Consider the following 18,145-nt stretch of genomic DNA (forward strand, 5'->3'; position numbering starts at 1 on the left):
TATCACCAAAACAGTAAAACAATAAACTTATGAACAATAAAATTTTAATAAAGTAAAAGTTAAAAATCTGCAAAATTATTCAAATTCTAAGTCCAAATCCTCTAATCTTCTCTTAAATTCTTCTAAAACTATATCTTCATACTTCTCTTCTGTTGTAGGATTACCTTTTTCATCTTTTGCCACAAAGCAAGCAGCTAATCTTAAATAATGCCCTGCATCATCCCAAGGAACGGTTGAAATAAGCTTCTCTTTAATTAAATATTGCGAAAAATCTTCTGCTGTTTTAAATTCTATTCCATTAGCCTTTATTGGTGATTTGACATACAAGTAGAATGTTCCACCCGGCATTCTTGCATTAAAGCCAACTTCTCTTAATATCTTCACCATCTTTCTTAATCTCCTCTCATATTTTTGTCTAACTCTTTCAGTTATTTCTGGGTGTTGTAAGCAGTATATTCCTGCCTTTTGTATTGGAATAAATTGCCCACTGTCAAAGTTGTCTTTAACTGTTGCAAATGCTTTAATAATTAACTCGTTACCTACTAAAAATGCTAATCTCCACCCAGTCATATTAAACGCTTTTGAAAAACTGTGAATTTCAACCCCAACCTCTTTTGCATCTTTAACTGATAAAAATGATAAAGGCTTTCCATCATAAACTAATGCCCCATAAGCGGCATCTTGAACAACTATAACTTCATTTTCAAATGCAAAATCTACAACTTCCTTATAAAATTTCTTTGTTGCCTGAGCCCCAGTAGGATTGTTAGGATAATTTAAATATAATATCTTTGCTCTCTTCTTAATATCTTCTGGAATGCTATCCAAATCTGGCAAGAAATCATTTTTTTCTAACAATGGAAGATTATAAACTTCTCCTCCATACCACTTTGTGTGGGTTGCTGTAACTGGATAGCCAGGAACTGTCATTAAACAAATATCTCCTGGGTTGATAAATGCTGAAGTTATATATGCCAATGCTGGCTTTGAACCTATTGAGTGTATAACTTCATTTACTGGGTCAATATCTTTAACTCCATAAACCTTTTCCATATATGGAGGGACAGCATCTTTTAACTCTTGAATTCCGTTATCTGCATAACCTCTATTTTCCCATTTTTTAGCCTCTTCACATAAAACTCTTATAACCTCTGGGTCAGCCATTTCATCAGGTTCTCCAACACCCATATCAATTAATTCCATATCTGGATGTTTTCTCATTGCTTCTTGCTTAGCCCTTTTAATTTTTTCAAACTTGTAAATTACTTCCTCCTTACCAAACTTTTTTCCTCCAATTCTTTCAGCAAATAAATTTTGTATATAACTATTCATATTCTCACCAAGTAATGTTTTATTAATATTTTTATTTAATAGTCATTAAAGTTAATATTTCATAAATGTTGAATAGTTTTAAAAAAATAGGAGTTTAAAGAAGTTTATAAATCTTTCGTTAAAGATACACTTTAAAAAACACATCAAAGACAACCAAAAGTAGTACATAATTCCTTTTCTTATCTCTTAATAAGTAGACTAAATAAATAAAATCATACTTTATTTCTTTTTACAGCTGTAGTAATTTCCTTTCTATAATTAATTTCAGTTTTATTTTTATTTTCTGAATTTTGTAATTCTTTGTTAATTTCATTAATTAAAAAATTTACAAGTTCTTTTAAAGGGTCTATTAAGTAAGGTAAAACACCAATAAGTTCATTCTCAGTAATAATACCAATGATTTTTCCATTTTTTGTTATAGGTATTTTTGATACTTTATATTTTTTCATTAAGTCTAATGCTTTTTCAATTGGTGCATTTGGTGAAAGAGTTATGATAATTTCTGTAGCAATTTCCTTAATCTTAGTGGATTCTGGAGATTTTTTTTCTAAAACAGTATGTTTAATAATATCGGATATAGTAACAACCCCAATATAATTATTCTCTTCATCAAGAACAATACAATATTTTTTTCCAGTATTTATCATTTTTTTCATTGCATTATATACCGATAATTGACCATTAACAAATAGTGGCTCTGACATTGCTATTTCAACAGGAACATCTATCATAATAAACCCACCAAAAATTACAATCAATTATATTTTAAAATAATATTTTACTAACTAATAATGTTTATCTACAATCATTATATATATTTGTGTGGAGAGTGAATTGTATATTCTCAAATGTGTAAAAATCTGTGTTTGTTAATTAATTTTGTTAATTAATGGGTATATAAACTAAGCTAGTGTAAGGGAGAGTTATGCAAGAAAAAGGGGTTAGTGAAAAAGAAATTTTTGAAGAATTAAGTAAATATAGAGAACTGGATTTAAAGTATGAGGATGGAAAAATATTTGGATCAATGTGTTCTAATGTTCATCCAATTACAAGAAAAATAGTAGATATGTTTTTAGAAACTAATTTAGGAGACCCCGGATTATTTAAAGGAACTAAACTGTTGGAAGAGAAGGCAGTAAAATTGTTGGGAGAGTTGTTAAATAATAAAAATGTCTATGGGCATATTGTTAGTGGAGGCACAGAGGCTAATTTAATGGCACTCAGGTGTATAAAAAATATATGGAGAGAGAAAAAAAGAAAAGGTTTAACAAAAAATGAACATCCTAAAATAATTGTTCCAGTAACTGCTCATTTTTCATTTGAAAAAGGAAGAGATATGATGGATCTTAAATATATTTACGCTCCTCTTAAAAAAGATTATACAGTGGATGAAAAATTTGTTAAGGATGCTGTTGAAGATTACGATGTAGATGGAATAGTTGGAATTGCTGGAACTACTGAATTTGGAACTATAGATAATATAGAAGAACTTAGTAAGATAGCAAAAAATAATGAAATATATATTCACGTGGATGCCGCTTTTGGAGGATTGGTAATTCCTTTTTTAGAGACAAAATATAAGAAAAAAGGTGTTAATTATAAATTTGATTTTTCTTTGGGAGTAGATTCAATAACTATTGACCCCCATAAAATGGGACACTGTCCTATACCAAGTGGAGGAATCTTATTTAAAAATATCAATTATAGAAAATATTTAGAAGTCAATGCCCCTTACTTAACAGAAACTAAGCAAACTACTATTTTAGGAACAAGGGTGGGTTTTGGTGGGGCTTGCACTTATGCTGTTTTAAAATATTTAGGGAGAGAAGGGCAAAGGAAAATAGTTAGCGAATGTATGGAAAATACATTGTATTTTTATAAAAAATTAAAAGAAAATAGTTTTAATCCAGTAATTGAGCCAGTATTGAATATTATTACAATTGAAGATGAAGATTATATAGAAACCTGTAAAAAGCTTAGAGAGAAAGGAATATATGTTTCAATTTGCAGTTGTGTCAATGCTTTAAGAATTGTTATAATGCCTCACATCAAAAAAGAACATATAGATAATTTTATTGAGATGTTAAAAAGCGTAAAGAGGAAGTAAATAATTTAATTTAATATATAAGATTTGCATATGGTTTTTAGTTAAGTTAAGGTTATCAAAATTCTAAATCTACTTTGCTTTCAATGATACCGTAATCTTTAAATATACTATTTTAATATGTCTTATGGTAAGTAGTTTATTTTTTAACTATTTTGGAGGTGTTGATTATGGAAGAAAGAATATATACTATTCCATTGAGAGATGTTATAAACAAATCTGTTAGAAACAAGAGAGCTCCAAGAGCTATAAAGAAGATTAAAAGATTTTTAATGAGACATATGAAGGCAGAAATTGTTAAGATAGATAATGAATTAAACGAGAAAATTTGGGAGAGAGGTATTGAAAAACCACCAGCAAGAGTTAGAGTAAAAGCAGTTAAAAAGGATAATGTAGTTATTGCAACTCTTGCAGAGTAAATTTATTTTTTATTAAAAAAAGTGATAGTTATGATAATAAGAAAATACTTTTCAGGAATTTCAACTATTGGAGTATTGGCAATGACTACTGAAGACATAACCTTATTACCAATTTTTCTTGATAAAAATGATGTTAAAGAAGTTTCTGAAGTTTTAAAAACTAAATGCCTCCAAGTTAATATAGGAGGTAGTTCTTTACTCGGTTCTTTGTCAGTTGGAAATAAATATAGCCTATTATTACCAAAAATTATAGATGATGAAGAATTAAATATTATAAAAAATTTTTTAAAAGAAAATGATTTAGATTTGGATATTAAAATTATAAAATCAAAAAACACTGCCTTAGGCAATTTAATTTTAACTAATGATAATGGAGCATTAATTTCTCCAGAATTAAAAGAATTTAAAAAAGACATTGAAGATGCTTTAAATGTTGAAGTTGAAGTAGGAACTATTGCTGATCTTCCAACAGTTGGAAGTAATGCAGTAGTAACTAACAAAGGTTGTTTAACTCATCCATTAGTTGAAGATGAAGAACTTGAATTTTTAAAAAACTTATTTAAAGTTGAATACATAGGAAAAGGAACAGCTAATAAAGGAACTACATCTGTTGGTGCTTGTATAATTGCGAATTCTAAGGGAGCAATAGTTGGAGGAGACACAACTGGGCCTGAACTTTTGATAATTGAAGATGCCTTGGGATTAATTTAAACTTTTCTTTTTTATTTTGCCTATAATTATTTTTTATTTAATTTTATATTTTCTATTTTTTATTGCATTTTTTAGATAATTTCTGAATTTTTAATGATAATGATGCAAGTAATACAAGGACTGGTATAAATTCTAATCTACCAACCCACATTCCTATAATTCCTGCGATTTTTCCAATTGTAGGAGTTTTTAAGGTAACAACACCTAAACACATTCCAATGTTTGAAACAAAAGAAACTGCATCAAATATAGATTTGTATGGACCATAACCTAAAAATATAAATGTTAATGCTATAAAAAATGAGGTTATTCCATATAAAAAGAATATTACAAATGCTTCTCTAATTATTTTATAATCCAATTCAATATTATCAAGATGTTCATAAATTACTGCTGATTTTGGATATATAACTTCTTTTATTTCATAATACATTGCTTTTAATATAACTAAAAATCTAATTATCTTAACCCCTCCAGTAGTTGTTCCTGCTCCTCCCCCTATAAACATTAAAAATATAATTAAAAATAAAGAAAGATTTGATAAATTAGCAATATTGATAGTAGTAAATCCTGTAGAAGTCATAGCAGAAACTACTGTAAATAAAGAGTCGATTATAGATATATGGTCTTTTATAGAAATTATTATTGAAATTATCGTTATAACAATTATAGCATACTTAGTCTGAATATCATTAAAATACTTTCCAGTTAATATCCTATGATGAATTGAAAATGATATAACCCCTCCAACCATCATTATACATATCATAACAATTTTTGCTAAATCGTTGTATGGAAAACTGTAATTGCTTATACTCATTCCTCCAGTACTAATTCCAGTCATCGTTAAATTTATAGATTCCCAAAAACTTAAGCCTGATAAATATAATAAGAAAATTCCTAAAATCGTATATAATGTATATATCCATACAATAGTTTTTATTGTGCTTATAGCACTTGGCATTATTCTTTCTTGCCTTGCCTCAGAGGAATATAAAAGATAAGCGACAGTTCCAGATCTTGCTAAAACAAGGGCTGATAAAACTAAAATTCCAACCCCTCCAATCCACTGCTGAAAACTTCTCCAAAATAAAATTGATTTTGGCAAAACTTCTACATTAGTAATTAATGTCATTCCTGTTGTAGTCCAAGCAGACATACTTTCATAAACTGCATCTACATAGGAGAAATATGGTATAGAAAGATATAAAGGAATAGCCCCAATTAAAGAGGCTATTAACCAGGCTAATGCAGATGCTATCATACTGTGATGTAATTTTAAATTTCTTGGCTTTGTAATTTTTTTTAATATGCAACCAAAAATAGTAAAAAAGATTCCTGGAACTAAAAAATTAAAAATAGTATTTTCATTGTAATAAAAGGCAATAATACAAGGAATCAAGGTAAATAATCCTATAACAGCAATAATCCCTCCCAATATATTTAATATCCCCTTAATATCTTTTTTATTTAAAATATCCAACATTTCACCCATTATTAATATACTTCAAGATACCCACATCTTTATATTCTAACACCAAAACTAAATATCTTAATAAAAATAACCTTACTTTTTTATCTTCAACATACAAATATGAAATCACATATTTCCTTTTTTTAGTTTGTTGTATTACTTGTTTTATTACCAATACGGGTTTTAAATATCCATTAACTTCTTTTTCTTCTATTTCAATATCTTTTATATTGCTGAATATGTCATATATTATTGCTCTATTATCTTTCAGAACTTTAACTACTAACTTATATTTAATTTTTACAATAAACTCTTCCTTAATACGCTCTTCAGTAAATTTTAAATATCCTTCTTCCCATTCTTTATATTTATTTTCTTCAATATCATAAATTATCTTGACTTCCTTGTTATTTAATAATAAATAAAACAACCTTCTTAAAAAGTTAATAATGGGAGTTTTTCCATATATTGATGTTTCTGGAGCAAAACCTATTATTATATCCCCTAATTTATCCGATTTAACAACAATTGAAGAATGATACTTGATATCTTCTAAAGACTGTTTAGCACTTTCAATAACCTTTTTTGGCAGTTTATAACCAATGTCTTCAATATTTTCAATCCCTACTTCAAACTTGTTATCCGAAAATTCAAATATAATTTTATCCTCATATAGTATTATTTCTAACAAGTCCCATTTTATTACTGGTTTTTCTAAGGTTTGGGGAGTAATTAATACTCCCTTACCTGAGAATCTTGCAATTTCCGATGATTTGCCTTCTATACCTTCTATATTCATATCATTCACCACAATCATTATAAAAAGTTATTATAGTAATGTTAATGTTTGTTTAAATTAATATTTCAAATTATATTACTTATGATTATTGATGATTGATGAATTATCATTTAACATTTTATATATTTACCTTATGTAATATTAATTAGTATTAATTTAGTAATAAGGAGTTAGGGCTCAATTGTTTATAAAATCACATAAAATAAAGTATATATAATCCCTCTCTAAATATAGTTAAAAAGGTTGATAAGGTGAGAGTTTGTTTTTAAAGAAATTACTAAATGCTAAAATAGCATATACATTTGATGATGTTTTATTAGTTCCAAATGCTTCATGGGTAGAACCAAAGGACACTGATGTTTCTACAGATTTAGCAGGTTTAAAGTTAAATATTCCTATACTATCTGCTGCTATGGATACAGTAACAGAAAAAGAGATGGCCATTGCTTTGGCGAGATTAGGTGGTTTAGGAGTTATTCATAGAAATATGTCAATTGAAGAACAAGTTCATCAAGTTCATGCTGTAAAAAAGGCTGACGAAATCGTTGTTAAGGATGTTATCACAGTTTCACCAGAAGATACTATTAAGGATGCTATTGAAATTATGGATATATATTCAATCAGCGGTTTGCCAGTTGTTGATAATGAAGATAAATTAGTTGGAATAATAACACACAGAGATGTTAAGGCAATTGAAGATAAAGACAAAAAAGTTAAAGAAGTCATGACAAAAGATGTAGTTTGCGGTTCTGAAAATATTACAGAAGAGGAGGCTTTAGAGTTAATGTATTCTAATAGAGTTGAAAGATTACCTATAGTTGATGAAGAGAATAGATTGATAGGAATTATAACTTTAAGAGATATATTAAAAAGAAAAAAATATCCTAATGCCGCAAGAGACAAAAAAGGTAGGTTATTAGTTGCCGCCGCTTGTGGACCTCATGATTTTGAGAGGGCCAAGGCATTAATAGAGGCAGAAGTCGATGCTATTGCTATTGACTGTGCTCATGCTCACAATATGAAAGTTGTTGAAAATGTTAAAAAGTTTAAAGAAATGTTAAAAGGGACTGATATAAAATTAATCGTTGGTAATATTGCTACTAAGGAGGCGGCTGAAGATTTAATTAAAGCAGGGGCTGACATTTTAAAAGTTGGTATAGGGCCTGGATCTATTTGCACAACAAGAGTTGTCGCTGGTGTAGGGGTTCCTCAATTAACTGCTGTTGCTGATGTAGCTGATGTTGCTAAGGAATATAATGTTCCAGTAATTGCAGATGGGGGAATAAGATATAGTGGAGACATTGCCAAAGCAATAGCTGTAGGAGCAGATGCAGTTATGCTCGGTTCTTTGCTTGCTGGAACTGATGAAGCTCCTGGACAATTAATGGTTATTAACGGAAGGAAGTATAAGCAGTATAGAGGAATGGGTTCATTAGGGGCTATGACTGGTGGAGTAGGAGCTGGAGCAGATAGATACTTCCAATCTTCAAAGAGCCATATGAAGCATGTAAAATTAGTTCCAGAAGGTGTTGAAGGAGCAGTTCCATATAAAGGACCTGTAAGTGAAGTAGTATTCCAATTAGTTGGTGGCTTAAAGGCATCAATGGGTTACTGTGGAGCTAAAAACATAAAAGAAATGCAAGAAAAGGCAAAATTTGTAATTATAACACCAAGTGGGCAAGTTGAAAGCCATCCACACAACATTATTATTACTAACGAGGCTCCAAATTATCCTTTAGGAAAATAAATCTTTAAATCTTTTAATTAATCTTTTTATATATAAAAACTTAATTTTTTTAATCTAAATCTAAAATTATTTTCAAGGGGAGTCTTATGAAGCCAACATTAATATTTTTAGGAATTATTTTAATGTTTATCGGATTCTTTATTATTACTTTGGGATTAATACTACCAAGTTCTCAGATACAAGAAAATCAGAATCACGAAAAATATAATAATGAAAATGAAAAAAGTAATGTTGAATATTCTGGAATTATAATGATAGGTCCAATACCAATAGTATTTGGTAATTCTCCAGGGTTAATAATACTCTCTATATTAATAACAATATTAATGATTGTCTGGATATTTCTATTTACTTTGGGTATAAAAATAAAATAAAACTAAAAATTTTACCTTACTTGAATACAGATTCCAGAAGGTATTTTTTCTAAGCCATTCTCAGTTCCTATGATTATTCCATCAAAGTCAATATCATAAACCTTTCCAGAAACTATTTTATTATTTGACAGAAGTATTTTTACATATTTTCCAAGAGTTATTGAATATTTTTTATACTTCTTTAATATTTCATATTCATCTATCTCATTATTTGCAAGTTTTTTTAAGTAATTTTCAAAAGTTTGTAAGAAATCGCTAAATATTTTTAATCTATCAACATCTCCTCCAACAATTTCTTTTAAAGATACTGCTATCTCCCTAATTTCCTTCCTTATTGGATTATTTACATCTATTCCTACGCCTATAACCATATATTTATCAGTGAGTTCTACTAATATTCCCCCAATCTTTTTATAATTTTTATTAACTTTAACAACGATATCATTTGGAAATTTTATTCCTATTTCAATATCTTTATCAACATATTTTTTTAAAGTTTCAACTATACATATTGGAACTAACAAATTTACGACCTTTGGATTGTATTCCTTAGGATCAATAACTATTGAGAAATATAAGCCCCCCTCATCAGAGTACCAAACTCTTCCCCATCTACCTTTCCCACAACTTTGTTTATCTGCCAAGACAACAAAATTTTTCTTTTTTTCTTCAACTAATTTTTTAGCATATTCATTGGTTGAATCTACTTCACTTAAATGTATTATTTCCATATTTCTCCCTCAATTATTCTATAATTTTATTTTTTCAAAATCAAATTTATAAATCTAACTGTCTTAAAACCTTTAAAGTATTCATTTATTATTCATTCCAAAATTCATTATAAAATAGATCAAAATCTTGATTGTATTTTTTACCTATTTTTAAGGCAATTTCAGCCTTAGCTAATTCTCTCCCAAAATATGCGGCGTGATCTAACTTTTTTATTAAATTTAACCTTATTGCAGTTTCATAAATCTCCTTTGGTTTCTTCCCTCTAATTATTAATGTAGGTTCTCTTCTTTTGTTAAAATATATAGCTACAATCTCTTTATTTTTTCTATCAATTTCTATTTTAAAACTACCTTCGTCTAATATTTGTTTTTTATCCTCCTCAGCTTTGATTATTGGAACATTGTATCTATTAAACGTAACTTCCTCATCAAATCTTTTATCTTTATAATTTATTAAATTAAATCCTAAGTCTTTAGGTAATGAATTTCTCTTTTTAGCTAAAAACATCATTTTTGAGGCTATCTTCAACTCTTTTATAGAGAATTTACATTTTGCACTGGCCTCAGGAGTAAATAATATATTAGCATTAATTTCAGAGGCTATTGCCGCTAATAATGCATTAACTCCATTACTATCAGCATCAAAAAGTTCAGTAACATTTCCTACACCAAAAAATAAAGGTATTTTATTCCTTTTTTTAAATTCTCTACAGGCAATTACACTCTCTATAAAGTTACATCCAAAGTTATTTATTGGCTCTAAAATAGGATCTGCAACTATTTTTTCTATCCCCTCATAAACTAATTTTTTTATAATCTCTTCTAAGGATTTAATTTTTCCCTCAATAGTTTCTGGAACATAGTTTATTTTATAGTTTGTTGGTAAAACAACTACTGCAGTATCAGAATCTTTTAAATAAGGTAGTAATTCATCTAAATTCCCTCCATCAACACTTAAAATCATATCTACTCCCAAATTTATTGCCTCTATTAATTCAGTAGTGTTTAATGTATCTACACTAACTGGCTTATCAGTAATATCTCTAACAATTTTTAACATATCCTTAATTTTATCTTTATTATTTTCATTACTGACCATTCCTAAATCTATCATATCAGCCCCACTTTCTAAGTAATATATTACTTTTTCCTCTAATTCTTTTTCATTTAGCCATGGAGCATGGACTATTTCTCCCAAAACTCTCATTGGGAATTTATCACCAACTTTTAAAGAGCCAATCTTTATATCTCCCTCTCCCAGTTCTTGCTCTTCTGCTTTTTTTATCTCCTCCTCACATTTCTTTTTAATAATCTCTAAAAGTTGTAAATCAGCATAATCCTTTGTAGAAAGTTTTATTTTATCTAAATTTTCTATAAGTAAAGGAAGATCTGAGGCATCTCTTGTAGATTTATAACATTTTATTCCAGTTTCCTCTTCAACTTTCTTTAAATCGTGCCTTATCAATCCAGTAACTAAAACAAAATCGTAAATATCTTTTAATTTTTTGCCTAATTTATCTTCTAATTTTTTGATTTCTTTAATTATTAAATTAGGAGTTAAAAAAGCGGCTACTGATATATTGGCGATATGAACATCAACAAAGTCATATTTTTTTACAGCATTTTTAACTTTTTTTTCTGCCAACTTTCCAGTTATTATTAAGATTTTCATAATATCCCCATTAAACAACTAAATTATTTATAAATATTAAATTACAAAGCTATAAATAAAGATTTGACTAACATAATATAAATAAAAATTTGTTGTTTTGGGTGGAAGTATGAAGTTTATTAAAAAGAATGATATTGATTTTGATGAACCAATAATAATAGAGGCATTTCCTGGAACTGGATTAGTTGGAAGTATCGCCGCCTACCAAATAATAAAAGAATTGAAATTAAAATACTTTGGATACTTTGAAATAGAGGGAATTCCTCCAATAACTACAATTGAAAATGGGACTCCCTATCCACCAGTAAGGGCTTATGCAAATAAAAATTTAGTTATACTCTTTTCAGATGTAATTATACCACCAAACAGTATTAATAGATTAGCTGAATTAATAGTAAAAACTTTTTCAGATAATAAGCCAAAGTTATTCGTTTCACTTGGTGGATTAATTGCTGGGAAATCAGAAAAAGTTTTTGGAATAGCCAACAAAGAGAAATTATTGGAAAATTTAAAAAATTATGTTGAAATATTTAATTTTGGAGTTTTAGGAGGAATTAGTGGAAATTTATTAATAAAATGTGACGATAACGGATTTGACGCTATTGCACTCTTGGCAGAAACTGTAGGAGTTCGACCAGATCCAAGAGGAGGAGCCAATTTATTAGAAGTATTAAATAAAATGTTTAATTTAAATGTTAATGTTGAAAGTTTAATCAAAGAGGCAGAAAATATAGAAAACAAACTCAAAGAATTGGCTGAACAACATTTAAAGATGATGTCTAAGAAAAAGGAATATCCAATGTATATTTAGCCCCATAGAGGGGGCGTAGCCCCCTCTATTGGGATACTCCCCCATTAGTTTGTATTTTTATTTCCATAGGGCTCTGCCCTATTGTTATACGCCGCATAGAGGGAAACCCTCTATTGCTATACTCCCTAACACCTCTGCCTTTGGCAGAGGTGTAAATTTAGGTATCCCAATAGGACGAAGTCCTATGGTTCGGATACCCGGGATGCATTATCTCGCTTCGCTCGATAATGCCTCTCAAATTAAATATCTAAGGAAGATAGAAATAATATTTCTATTGGCTTATTTGGTGAAATTATGAGAGTATATGGAATATTTGGAATTAAAGAGAGTGCTATAAATGAGTTAATAGAAAATCACATAAAAACATTCACTATAATAAATGCCTATAACTTAGAAACTTTAAAAAATCTAAAAGAAGGAGATTTTATTTTTATAACATCGACTTTAAAACAGGATTTAAGAAATGGTAGCGAAGGAGTATTATGTAAGGTTTTAGAAGTTTCAATAATTCCTCAAATTATTACTGGATTTGAAGAGAAGGAAGTAATTGCTGGGAGATTAAAGGTAGAAATGCTGGGCTTTGCAAAATGTTCTATAACCAATTCTGAATACATTGAAATAAGATTTAGAACATTTTAAATTTTTAGAAATTAGGATTTCATTTTCATTTTATAGCTATTTTCTATTGATTTAGCCGTTTAAAACTGTTTAAAAATATATAGACATTGATAGGTAAAGATACTCTTATATCGACAGTTAAAAAAGAAATCTTTTTATACTTTCAAAATAATTCATTATACAAAATACAAAAAGAGATAAAAATTTCGGTGATAAAATGAGGAATAAAATCCCCAACCAAATCGTTCTGGCATATAAGATAAATCACAATTATGATTTAAATAATTTTCTAATCGATTTTTTAAATCTATCTCAAAAGGCAGTTGATATTATCTGGAACAATATCCATTGGAAAGAAAAAGTAGTTAAACATCGGTATAAAATCGGAAATAATTATAAATACTACTCTACCGTTCGGTTAATCCCAGAAATTCCCAAAGATAAAGATTTTAAGAGGGAGTTAAGGAGAAGATTATTAAACGGTTGGAATTATGCTTCCCATTATATCGATGCGGCTATTAAAGTCGCTTATTCAACAATAGATAGTTGGAAATCGAATTATTTAAAGGGATTAAGAAAAAGAATTAAACCAATATTTAAAAGACCCTTCATTAGAGTTAAAACTACTTTAATAAAATACGATAAAAACAAAGGAGAGATAAGAATAACGATAAAACCGAGAAAGGAATATTTAATTTTAAACATTAAAGATGAATGGTTTTTCGATAAGGTTAAAGATTGGGAGATTGGAGAAATTATTTTGAAGGAGAACTCTGCCTATATAGCTTTCAAACAATCTTTAAACCATTCGAATAGAGAAATAATTGTCGGAGTTGATAGCAATCTAAAATCTCTCGATATATATCATCCAATTGAAGGATGGATTAGAGTTGATTTATCCGAACTCCATAGAATTAAAGAGGTTTATGATTCAATTCTCGATAGATTAAAATCTATTTATAAAAAATCTCCTAAACGAATAGGGAAGCTATTGGAAAAATACCTAAATAGAAGAAAAAATCGAGTTAAAGATTTTATTAATAAATTAACTACTCAATTGTCTCGTTTATTCCATAGTGCTATTTTTATCTTCGAAGACCTAAATAAGTTCAATATGTACGATAAAAATTCGAAATTTCATAGAGAATTAGATAGAACGAGTTGGAAGAGTATTGCTAAACAGTTAGAATATAAAAGTTTAGTTCTCTATGTAAATCCACACTACACATCAAAAACCTGTCCCGTATGCGGGAGTAAAATGGAGTCCCAAGAGGGGCAGGTCGTTTATTGTCCGAATTGTAAAAAATCATTTAATAGACAGTTAGTAGGCTCTTTTAACATCTTTAAAAGAGGGATTAAATTAATTAAAAAATTGAAAGGCGGAGTTGGGGTTCCCGTGTCTGGGGCGGAGGTTGATGATATGCTCCCCTATGAACCCAGAGGGGAGGTGAAACTCATGACGCCCAATCCCGATGTAGTCTATACCGTCAATCTCAACGGTAAATATTTAAAATGTCTATAATTGTCTATCTTTCTCTACATCGGGAAGACCCCCACTTAATCATTTCATTATAAACTTCATCAGTTTTTAACAAATTCTCATTACCTATTAAAATCAATTTCCTCTTAGCTCTTGTTATAGCCACATTTAACCTTCTCAAATCTTTTAAAAATCCAAAATTTTTTGTTCTTACAAATGATATAACAATTGCCTCATTCTCCCTACCTTGAAATCCATCTACCGTATTAACTTCTACATCTAAATTATTCTCTTCGAACAACTTTCTCAAAAATCTAACTTGGGCATCGTAGGGAGTAATCACACTTGTAGGAATTTTATACTTCAAAAGTTTTTTAACAACTTCTAAAACCTTCTCTGCCTCTTCTATATTGTAGTAAGAAGGAGATTCCTTATCTCTCCTTTCTAAACCATCAACATTTATAAACTGAACTGGAATTTCATTTATAATATCTCTATCTTCCTCATCAACTTCTTCCTCTTTGACTAAATCCAATAATGTAATGTTTTTAACGCTCTCATCTGCCTTTAATTTATTGTCATAAAACATTCTATTTGGAAACTCCATAATTTTCTCATTCATCCTATATTGAATTTCCAATATAGATGAAAATTCAGGATATTTTTTTATTAATCTTTCAAATAAAGTCTTTTTTAATTCATCATTCTCACTTAAAACTGTTGGTGGCAACTGTTTATGATCTCCAGCCATAATTAATTTTTTTCCTTTAACTATTGGTATTAAACAGGAAGGCTCCATCGCTTGGCTTCCTTCATCAATAACTACAACATCAAACTCCCATCCTTTTAATATTTCTGAGCCAGCCATTGAGTTTGTTGCAACAATAACATCTGCCTCACTTAAAATTTCATTTACAATTTTTTCAGTAATATCTTCTAAATTATTGATTATTTTTTTAATTTTTTTATTTCTTATAATCCACTCTGCCATACTGATAATTTTTTCTTTAGGAATTCCTCTATAATCTTTTCTTCTCTTAGCTACTTTTAATATCTGTTCATCACTCATTCCCCTTCTCCATCTTGGAGATGGTTTTAAAAATTTATCTCTATCTTCTTTAATTTCTTTGATTTTTTTTCTTAAAGATAAAATTTCTTGATATTTTTCGTGATTTTCAATTAAGTAAGGTAATGAATGTTGAATTAAATCTTTTGAAATTCTTGTAGGATGTCCTATTCTAACAACCTTTAAGTCAGGATATTTTTTAACTAAATATTCCAAAATGTTATCTGCCGCAATGTTTGAGTCAGCAGTAGCTAAAACCTTATGTTTATTAAATCTAACCTCCTGAACAATAACCTCAGTTAAAGTTCTCGTTTTTCCAGTTCCCGGAGGGCCATGTATTAAATATAAATCTTTACTTAAAACTGCTTTTTTAACAGCCAACTTTTGAGATTCATTTAAACTTTTATCATAAAATTCTAATTCAATATCTTCTCTCAAAGGTTTTTCTGGATGTTCTATACCTAAAATTATATATGCTAATTTATCTCTCTTTTTTGCAAATTCTCTCAAAGCCTCTTTCATTCTCTTAAATGTAATGTCATTGACATATAAGTCAATTCTAACTCTTTCTTTATAAACCCACTTTGGAACATCTACATCAAAGGCAACATCTATAAAGTTTTTTCCTACATAAATGACATTAGCGTATAAATCACTCTCCAAAGGGTTATCTTTACTTATTAAGACAACATCTCCCGGAGATATTTCTGTTTTAAAGCTTTTTTTTCTACCAAACCTTACAATTGTGCAACCTAAACTTTCTCCTAAGAATTTTCCTTTTAAATTTAAAATAGCCCTTCCTACATTTTCTCTCTTTTTTCCTAACCTAATTATCTCATTTTTATGAAAATCCATTTCACACTTCCTTTCAATTTCAATTAACTTCATAAACTTCTTTACATACAAATCTATTAAATTCATCATATCACCATTAAAAATTATTCAAAATTGATTTAAACTAACTCACCTACAATTATATTGTCTTTATTTCTCAAAATTCTCACTTTAACATTCCTCCCAATCAGACTTTGTTCATTTTTTACATTAATTATTTGAATTACTCTATCTTTAGATACTCCCAAAACTTCTCCTTTAATTCTTCCGTCTAAAACTACATTAGCTTTAATAACTTCTCCTACTTTAAAAGGATATGGCAGTCTTTTCCTTCTGTGAGTTCCAAAATCTTTTGGAGTTAATATTAATTTTACATTAATCCCCTTTTTTGCATATTCTAACTCATACTTTCTTAACAAATTATAAAACTTCTCAAAATCCCAAACTTTCATTTTTTTTGGTCTTCTACCAAATTGATAAACTCTACATAACTGGCAACCTAAAATAGGGTCTTTTTTTCCAGTTATTGGATTTATAATATTTTGAGGAATTTTTTTGTCTAATTCAACAGCATAGTCAATAACTCTTTTAAATTCTTCATCGTTTATGTTTGGCAACAAAAGAGGAGCAATTAATAAATGAATTTTAGAATTTTTTATATACTCTGCAATGTCTAAAATTTTTTCTATTTTATAATCTCTCCTACCAGAGAGCATTTTTGCCATATTTTCATCTAAAGCATTTATAGACAAGTTTATTCTATGCAATCCTGCCTCTTCTAATTCATCTATTAATTTATAAGTTAATGTAGTTCCATTACTTTGCATTGAAACTATTCCATTACCTTTTTTGTTAATCTCAGATAACTCCTGAACTAAATCGACTAAGGGATAATATAAAGAAGGTTCTCCCTGCCCATCTAAATGAGCCTCAATAAATTTATTTTCTTTAAATTCAACTATTTTTTTATAATTTTCAATTAAATACTCTAAATTTACATAATAATCATTTTTTCTGGTTTTTGAAAACTCTCCTTCATCAACAGAACAAAATATGCAGTTTAAATTACAACCACAATGTCCTCTAACCTGTATTATATTTCTTCCTCTCTCAATCAATCCAAAGGCAGTATGCCCAATCAAAGGGATTGGCTCATTTATATATATAGTTCTCCTTTTTGTTATCTTACTCTTCAAATTATTGGCAATACTGTAAGAGATTAAGTTTAAAATTCCAACTTTTATATTCTCTGCTCTTTTTGGATGGGCGTTAATTTTTATTATTGAATTTTCAATTTCAACCTCATTGTAGGGAATATCAACTTTAACTTCATAAATTTTATTGATTTCTAAAATTAAAGTATTTCCAATGTTTTTAACATCAGTAATCATCCTATATTTTGATAGATCTAAAATTACCATAATCTCACACAATATTTTAAATATTTACATTAATGAAAATAATGTTATAAATTTTAACTACAAAATACAAAAAATTTTATCTAAAAAATAAAACCCAATTAACTTTTTAAATTTTAATTTTGAAAAAATAGAACAAACTAAAAAATTAAAATTACAAAGATGGTGCGGGGGACGGGATTTGAACCCGCGAACCCCTACGGGACCAGACCCTCAATCTGGCGCCTTTGACCTGGCTTGGCGACCCCCGCTCTCTATTAGGAAATTTTATTTTATAACATTTATATATAAACCTTACGCCGAAAAATATATATATGAGTTATGGATATTGGCTATATTGGTATCTTATGTGCCGAGGTGGCTTAGCTGGTTATAGCGCCCGGCTCATACGGATATCCCAGGCATAAAGCCTGGGTCCTGGGAAACCGGGAGGTCGAGGGTTCGAATCCCTCCCTCGGCACCATTTATTTTATTTTATATCATTATATTCGTTAATTTGAGTATTAGAATATAACAATAAAACAAGAAGAAACACTAAAATATCTAAAAAAATTA

16 protein-coding genes and 2 tRNA genes are annotated in these 18,145 nt (G+C 28.7%); 9 read left to right on the forward strand and 9 right to left on the reverse strand.

Translation table 11 applies throughout. The features are described from left to right. Positions 1–75 precede the first annotated feature (75 nt). Positions 76–1,332 (reverse strand): LL-diaminopimelate aminotransferase, encoded by a 1,257-nt coding sequence (locus KMP69_RS06640; RefSeq protein WP_214399667.1) that lies wholly within the window; start codon positions 1,330–1,332, stop codon positions 76–78. Positions 1,333–1,544: 212 nt separating this feature from the next. Beyond that, entirely contained in the window at positions 1,545–2,063 is a 519-nt protein-coding gene (locus tag KMP69_RS06645; RefSeq protein ID WP_250543592.1) for a CBS domain-containing protein, read from the reverse strand. A gap of 194 nt (positions 2,064–2,257) precedes the next feature. Here KMP69_RS06645 and mfnA point away from each other — a divergent pair, with 194 nt between their 5' ends. From mfnA to KMP69_RS06660, 3 genes are all read left to right on the forward strand, one after another. After that, positions 2,258–3,439, forward strand: a complete 1,182-nt coding sequence (mfnA, locus tag KMP69_RS06650; RefSeq protein ID WP_214399668.1) for a tyrosine decarboxylase MfnA — start codon at positions 2,258–2,260, stop codon at positions 3,437–3,439. A gap of 164 nt (positions 3,440–3,603) precedes the next feature. Next, entirely contained in the window at positions 3,604–3,855 is a 252-nt protein-coding gene (locus KMP69_RS06655) for a 50S ribosomal protein L31e (RefSeq protein WP_214400790.1), read from the forward strand. Between the two features lie 30 nt (positions 3,856–3,885). Continuing rightward, positions 3,886–4,566, forward strand: a complete 681-nt coding sequence (locus tag KMP69_RS06660; protein ID WP_214399669.1) for a translation initiation factor IF-6 — start codon at positions 3,886–3,888, stop codon at positions 4,564–4,566. A gap of 52 nt (positions 4,567–4,618) precedes the next feature. Here KMP69_RS06660 and KMP69_RS06665 read toward each other — a convergent pair whose 3' ends face one another. Together KMP69_RS06665 and KMP69_RS06670 are read right to left on the reverse strand one after the other, a co-directional pair. Further along, a complete protein-coding gene (locus KMP69_RS06665) occupies positions 4,619–6,052 on the reverse strand; it encodes a TrkH family potassium uptake protein (RefSeq protein ID WP_250543652.1) in 1,434 nt (477 codons plus the stop codon). 1 nt (position 6,053) lies between these two features. Beyond that, on the reverse strand, positions 6,054–6,839 hold the full coding sequence (locus KMP69_RS06670) for a CheF family chemotaxis protein (protein ID WP_250543593.1): 786 nt from the start codon (positions 6,837–6,839) through the stop codon (positions 6,054–6,056). A gap of 259 nt (positions 6,840–7,098) precedes the next feature. Here KMP69_RS06670 and guaB point away from each other — a divergent pair, with 259 nt between their 5' ends. Further along, positions 7,099–8,586 carry an IMP dehydrogenase gene (gene guaB, locus KMP69_RS06675; protein ID WP_214399671.1) on the forward strand — a complete coding sequence of 496 codons (1,488 nt, stop codon included), beginning with the start codon at positions 7,099–7,101 and terminating at the stop codon, positions 8,584–8,586. A gap of 86 nt (positions 8,587–8,672) precedes the next feature. Next, positions 8,673–8,960, forward strand: a complete 288-nt coding sequence (locus KMP69_RS06680; RefSeq protein ID WP_214399672.1) for a TIGR00304 family membrane protein — start codon at positions 8,673–8,675, stop codon at positions 8,958–8,960. 11 nt (positions 8,961–8,971) lie between these two features. On the opposite strand, the gene KMP69_RS06685 is transcribed toward KMP69_RS06680, so the two are convergent. Then, on the reverse strand, positions 8,972–9,691 hold the full coding sequence (locus KMP69_RS06685) for a biotin--[acetyl-CoA-carboxylase] ligase (protein WP_214399673.1): 720 nt from the start codon (positions 9,689–9,691) through the stop codon (positions 8,972–8,974). An 88-nt stretch (positions 9,692–9,779) separates the two neighbouring features. Next, positions 9,780–11,363, reverse strand: a complete 1,584-nt coding sequence (locus KMP69_RS06690; protein WP_214399674.1) for a dihydropteroate synthase-like protein — start codon at positions 11,361–11,363, stop codon at positions 9,780–9,782. A gap of 109 nt (positions 11,364–11,472) precedes the next feature. Between KMP69_RS06690 and KMP69_RS06695 the strand changes: the two genes are divergently transcribed. The 3 genes from KMP69_RS06695 to KMP69_RS06705 all read left to right on the forward strand — a co-directional run bounded on the left by KMP69_RS06695 (position 11,473) and on the right by KMP69_RS06705 (position 14,314). Beyond that, positions 11,473–12,174, forward strand: coding sequence for a proteasome assembly chaperone family protein (locus KMP69_RS06695; protein ID WP_214399675.1), 702 nt, complete (start codon positions 11,473–11,475; stop codon positions 12,172–12,174). A gap of 294 nt (positions 12,175–12,468) precedes the next feature. Then, positions 12,469–12,813: a DUF473 family protein gene (locus tag KMP69_RS06700; RefSeq protein ID WP_214399676.1), complete on the forward strand. Its 345-nt coding sequence runs from the start codon at positions 12,469–12,471 to the stop codon at positions 12,811–12,813. Positions 12,814–13,009: 196 nt separating this feature from the next. Further along, a complete protein-coding gene (locus KMP69_RS06705; protein WP_214399677.1) occupies positions 13,010–14,314 on the forward strand; it encodes an IS200/IS605 family accessory protein TnpB-related protein in 1,305 nt (434 codons plus the stop codon). Between the two features lie 4 nt (positions 14,315–14,318). On the opposite strand, the gene KMP69_RS06710 is transcribed toward KMP69_RS06705, so the two are convergent. The 3 genes from KMP69_RS06710 to KMP69_RS06720 form a co-directional block, all read right to left on the reverse strand. Then, positions 14,319–16,259 carry an IGHMBP2 family helicase gene (locus tag KMP69_RS06710; RefSeq protein WP_214399678.1) on the reverse strand — a complete coding sequence of 647 codons (1,941 nt, stop codon included), beginning with the start codon at positions 16,257–16,259 and terminating at the stop codon, positions 14,319–14,321. Between the two features lie 32 nt (positions 16,260–16,291). Next, positions 16,292–17,593, reverse strand: coding sequence for a radical SAM protein (locus tag KMP69_RS06715; RefSeq protein ID WP_214399679.1), 1,302 nt, complete (start codon positions 17,591–17,593; stop codon positions 16,292–16,294). A 160-nt stretch (positions 17,594–17,753) separates the two neighbouring features. Then, positions 17,754–17,841, reverse strand: a tRNA-Leu gene (locus tag KMP69_RS06720). 100 nt (positions 17,842–17,941) lie between these two features. Between KMP69_RS06720 and KMP69_RS06725 the strand changes: the two genes are divergently transcribed. Further along, positions 17,942–18,053: transfer RNA gene (locus tag KMP69_RS06725), tRNA-Met, on the forward strand. Positions 18,054–18,145: the final 92 nt, after the last annotated feature.

This window comes from Methanocaldococcus lauensis, assembly GCF_902827225.1.
GTDB classification, from domain to species: domain Archaea; phylum AGJL01; class Methanococci; order Methanococcales; family Methanocaldococcaceae; genus Methanocaldococcus; species Methanocaldococcus lauensis.

Coding starts and splice junctions, on each gene's coding strand:
- KMP69_RS06710 (WP_214399678.1), bottom strand. CDS start 16,259: ATGAATTTAATAGATTTGTATGTAAAGAAGTTTATGAAGTTAATTGAA.
- KMP69_RS06640 (WP_214399667.1), bottom strand. CDS start 1,332: ATGAATAGTTATATACAAAATTTATTTGCTGAAAGAATTGGAGGAAAA.
- mfnA (WP_214399668.1), top strand. CDS start 2,258: ATGCAAGAAAAAGGGGTTAGTGAAAAAGAAATTTTTGAAGAATTAAGT.
- KMP69_RS06705 (WP_214399677.1), top strand. CDS start 13,010: ATGAGGAATAAAATCCCCAACCAAATCGTTCTGGCATATAAGATAAAT.
- KMP69_RS06660 (WP_214399669.1), top strand. CDS start 3,886: ATGATAATAAGAAAATACTTTTCAGGAATTTCAACTATTGGAGTATTG.
- KMP69_RS06680 (WP_214399672.1), top strand. CDS start 8,673: ATGAAGCCAACATTAATATTTTTAGGAATTATTTTAATGTTTATCGGA.
- KMP69_RS06690 (WP_214399674.1), bottom strand. CDS start 11,363: ATGAAAATCTTAATAATAACTGGAAAGTTGGCAGAAAAAAAAGTTAAA.
- KMP69_RS06665 (WP_250543652.1), bottom strand. CDS start 6,052: ATGTTGGATATTTTAAATAAAAAAGATATTAAGGGGATATTAAATATA.
- KMP69_RS06700 (WP_214399676.1), top strand. CDS start 12,469: ATGAGAGTATATGGAATATTTGGAATTAAAGAGAGTGCTATAAATGAG.
- KMP69_RS06715 (WP_214399679.1), bottom strand. CDS start 17,593: ATGGTAATTTTAGATCTATCAAAATATAGGATGATTACTGATGTTAAA.
- KMP69_RS06695 (WP_214399675.1), top strand. CDS start 11,473: ATGAAGTTTATTAAAAAGAATGATATTGATTTTGATGAACCAATAATA.
- KMP69_RS06685 (WP_214399673.1), bottom strand. CDS start 9,691: ATGGAAATAATACATTTAAGTGAAGTAGATTCAACCAATGAATATGCT.
- KMP69_RS06670 (WP_250543593.1), bottom strand. CDS start 6,839: ATGAATATAGAAGGTATAGAAGGCAAATCATCGGAAATTGCAAGATTC.
- KMP69_RS06645 (WP_250543592.1), bottom strand. CDS start 2,063: ATGATAGATGTTCCTGTTGAAATAGCAATGTCAGAGCCACTATTTGTT.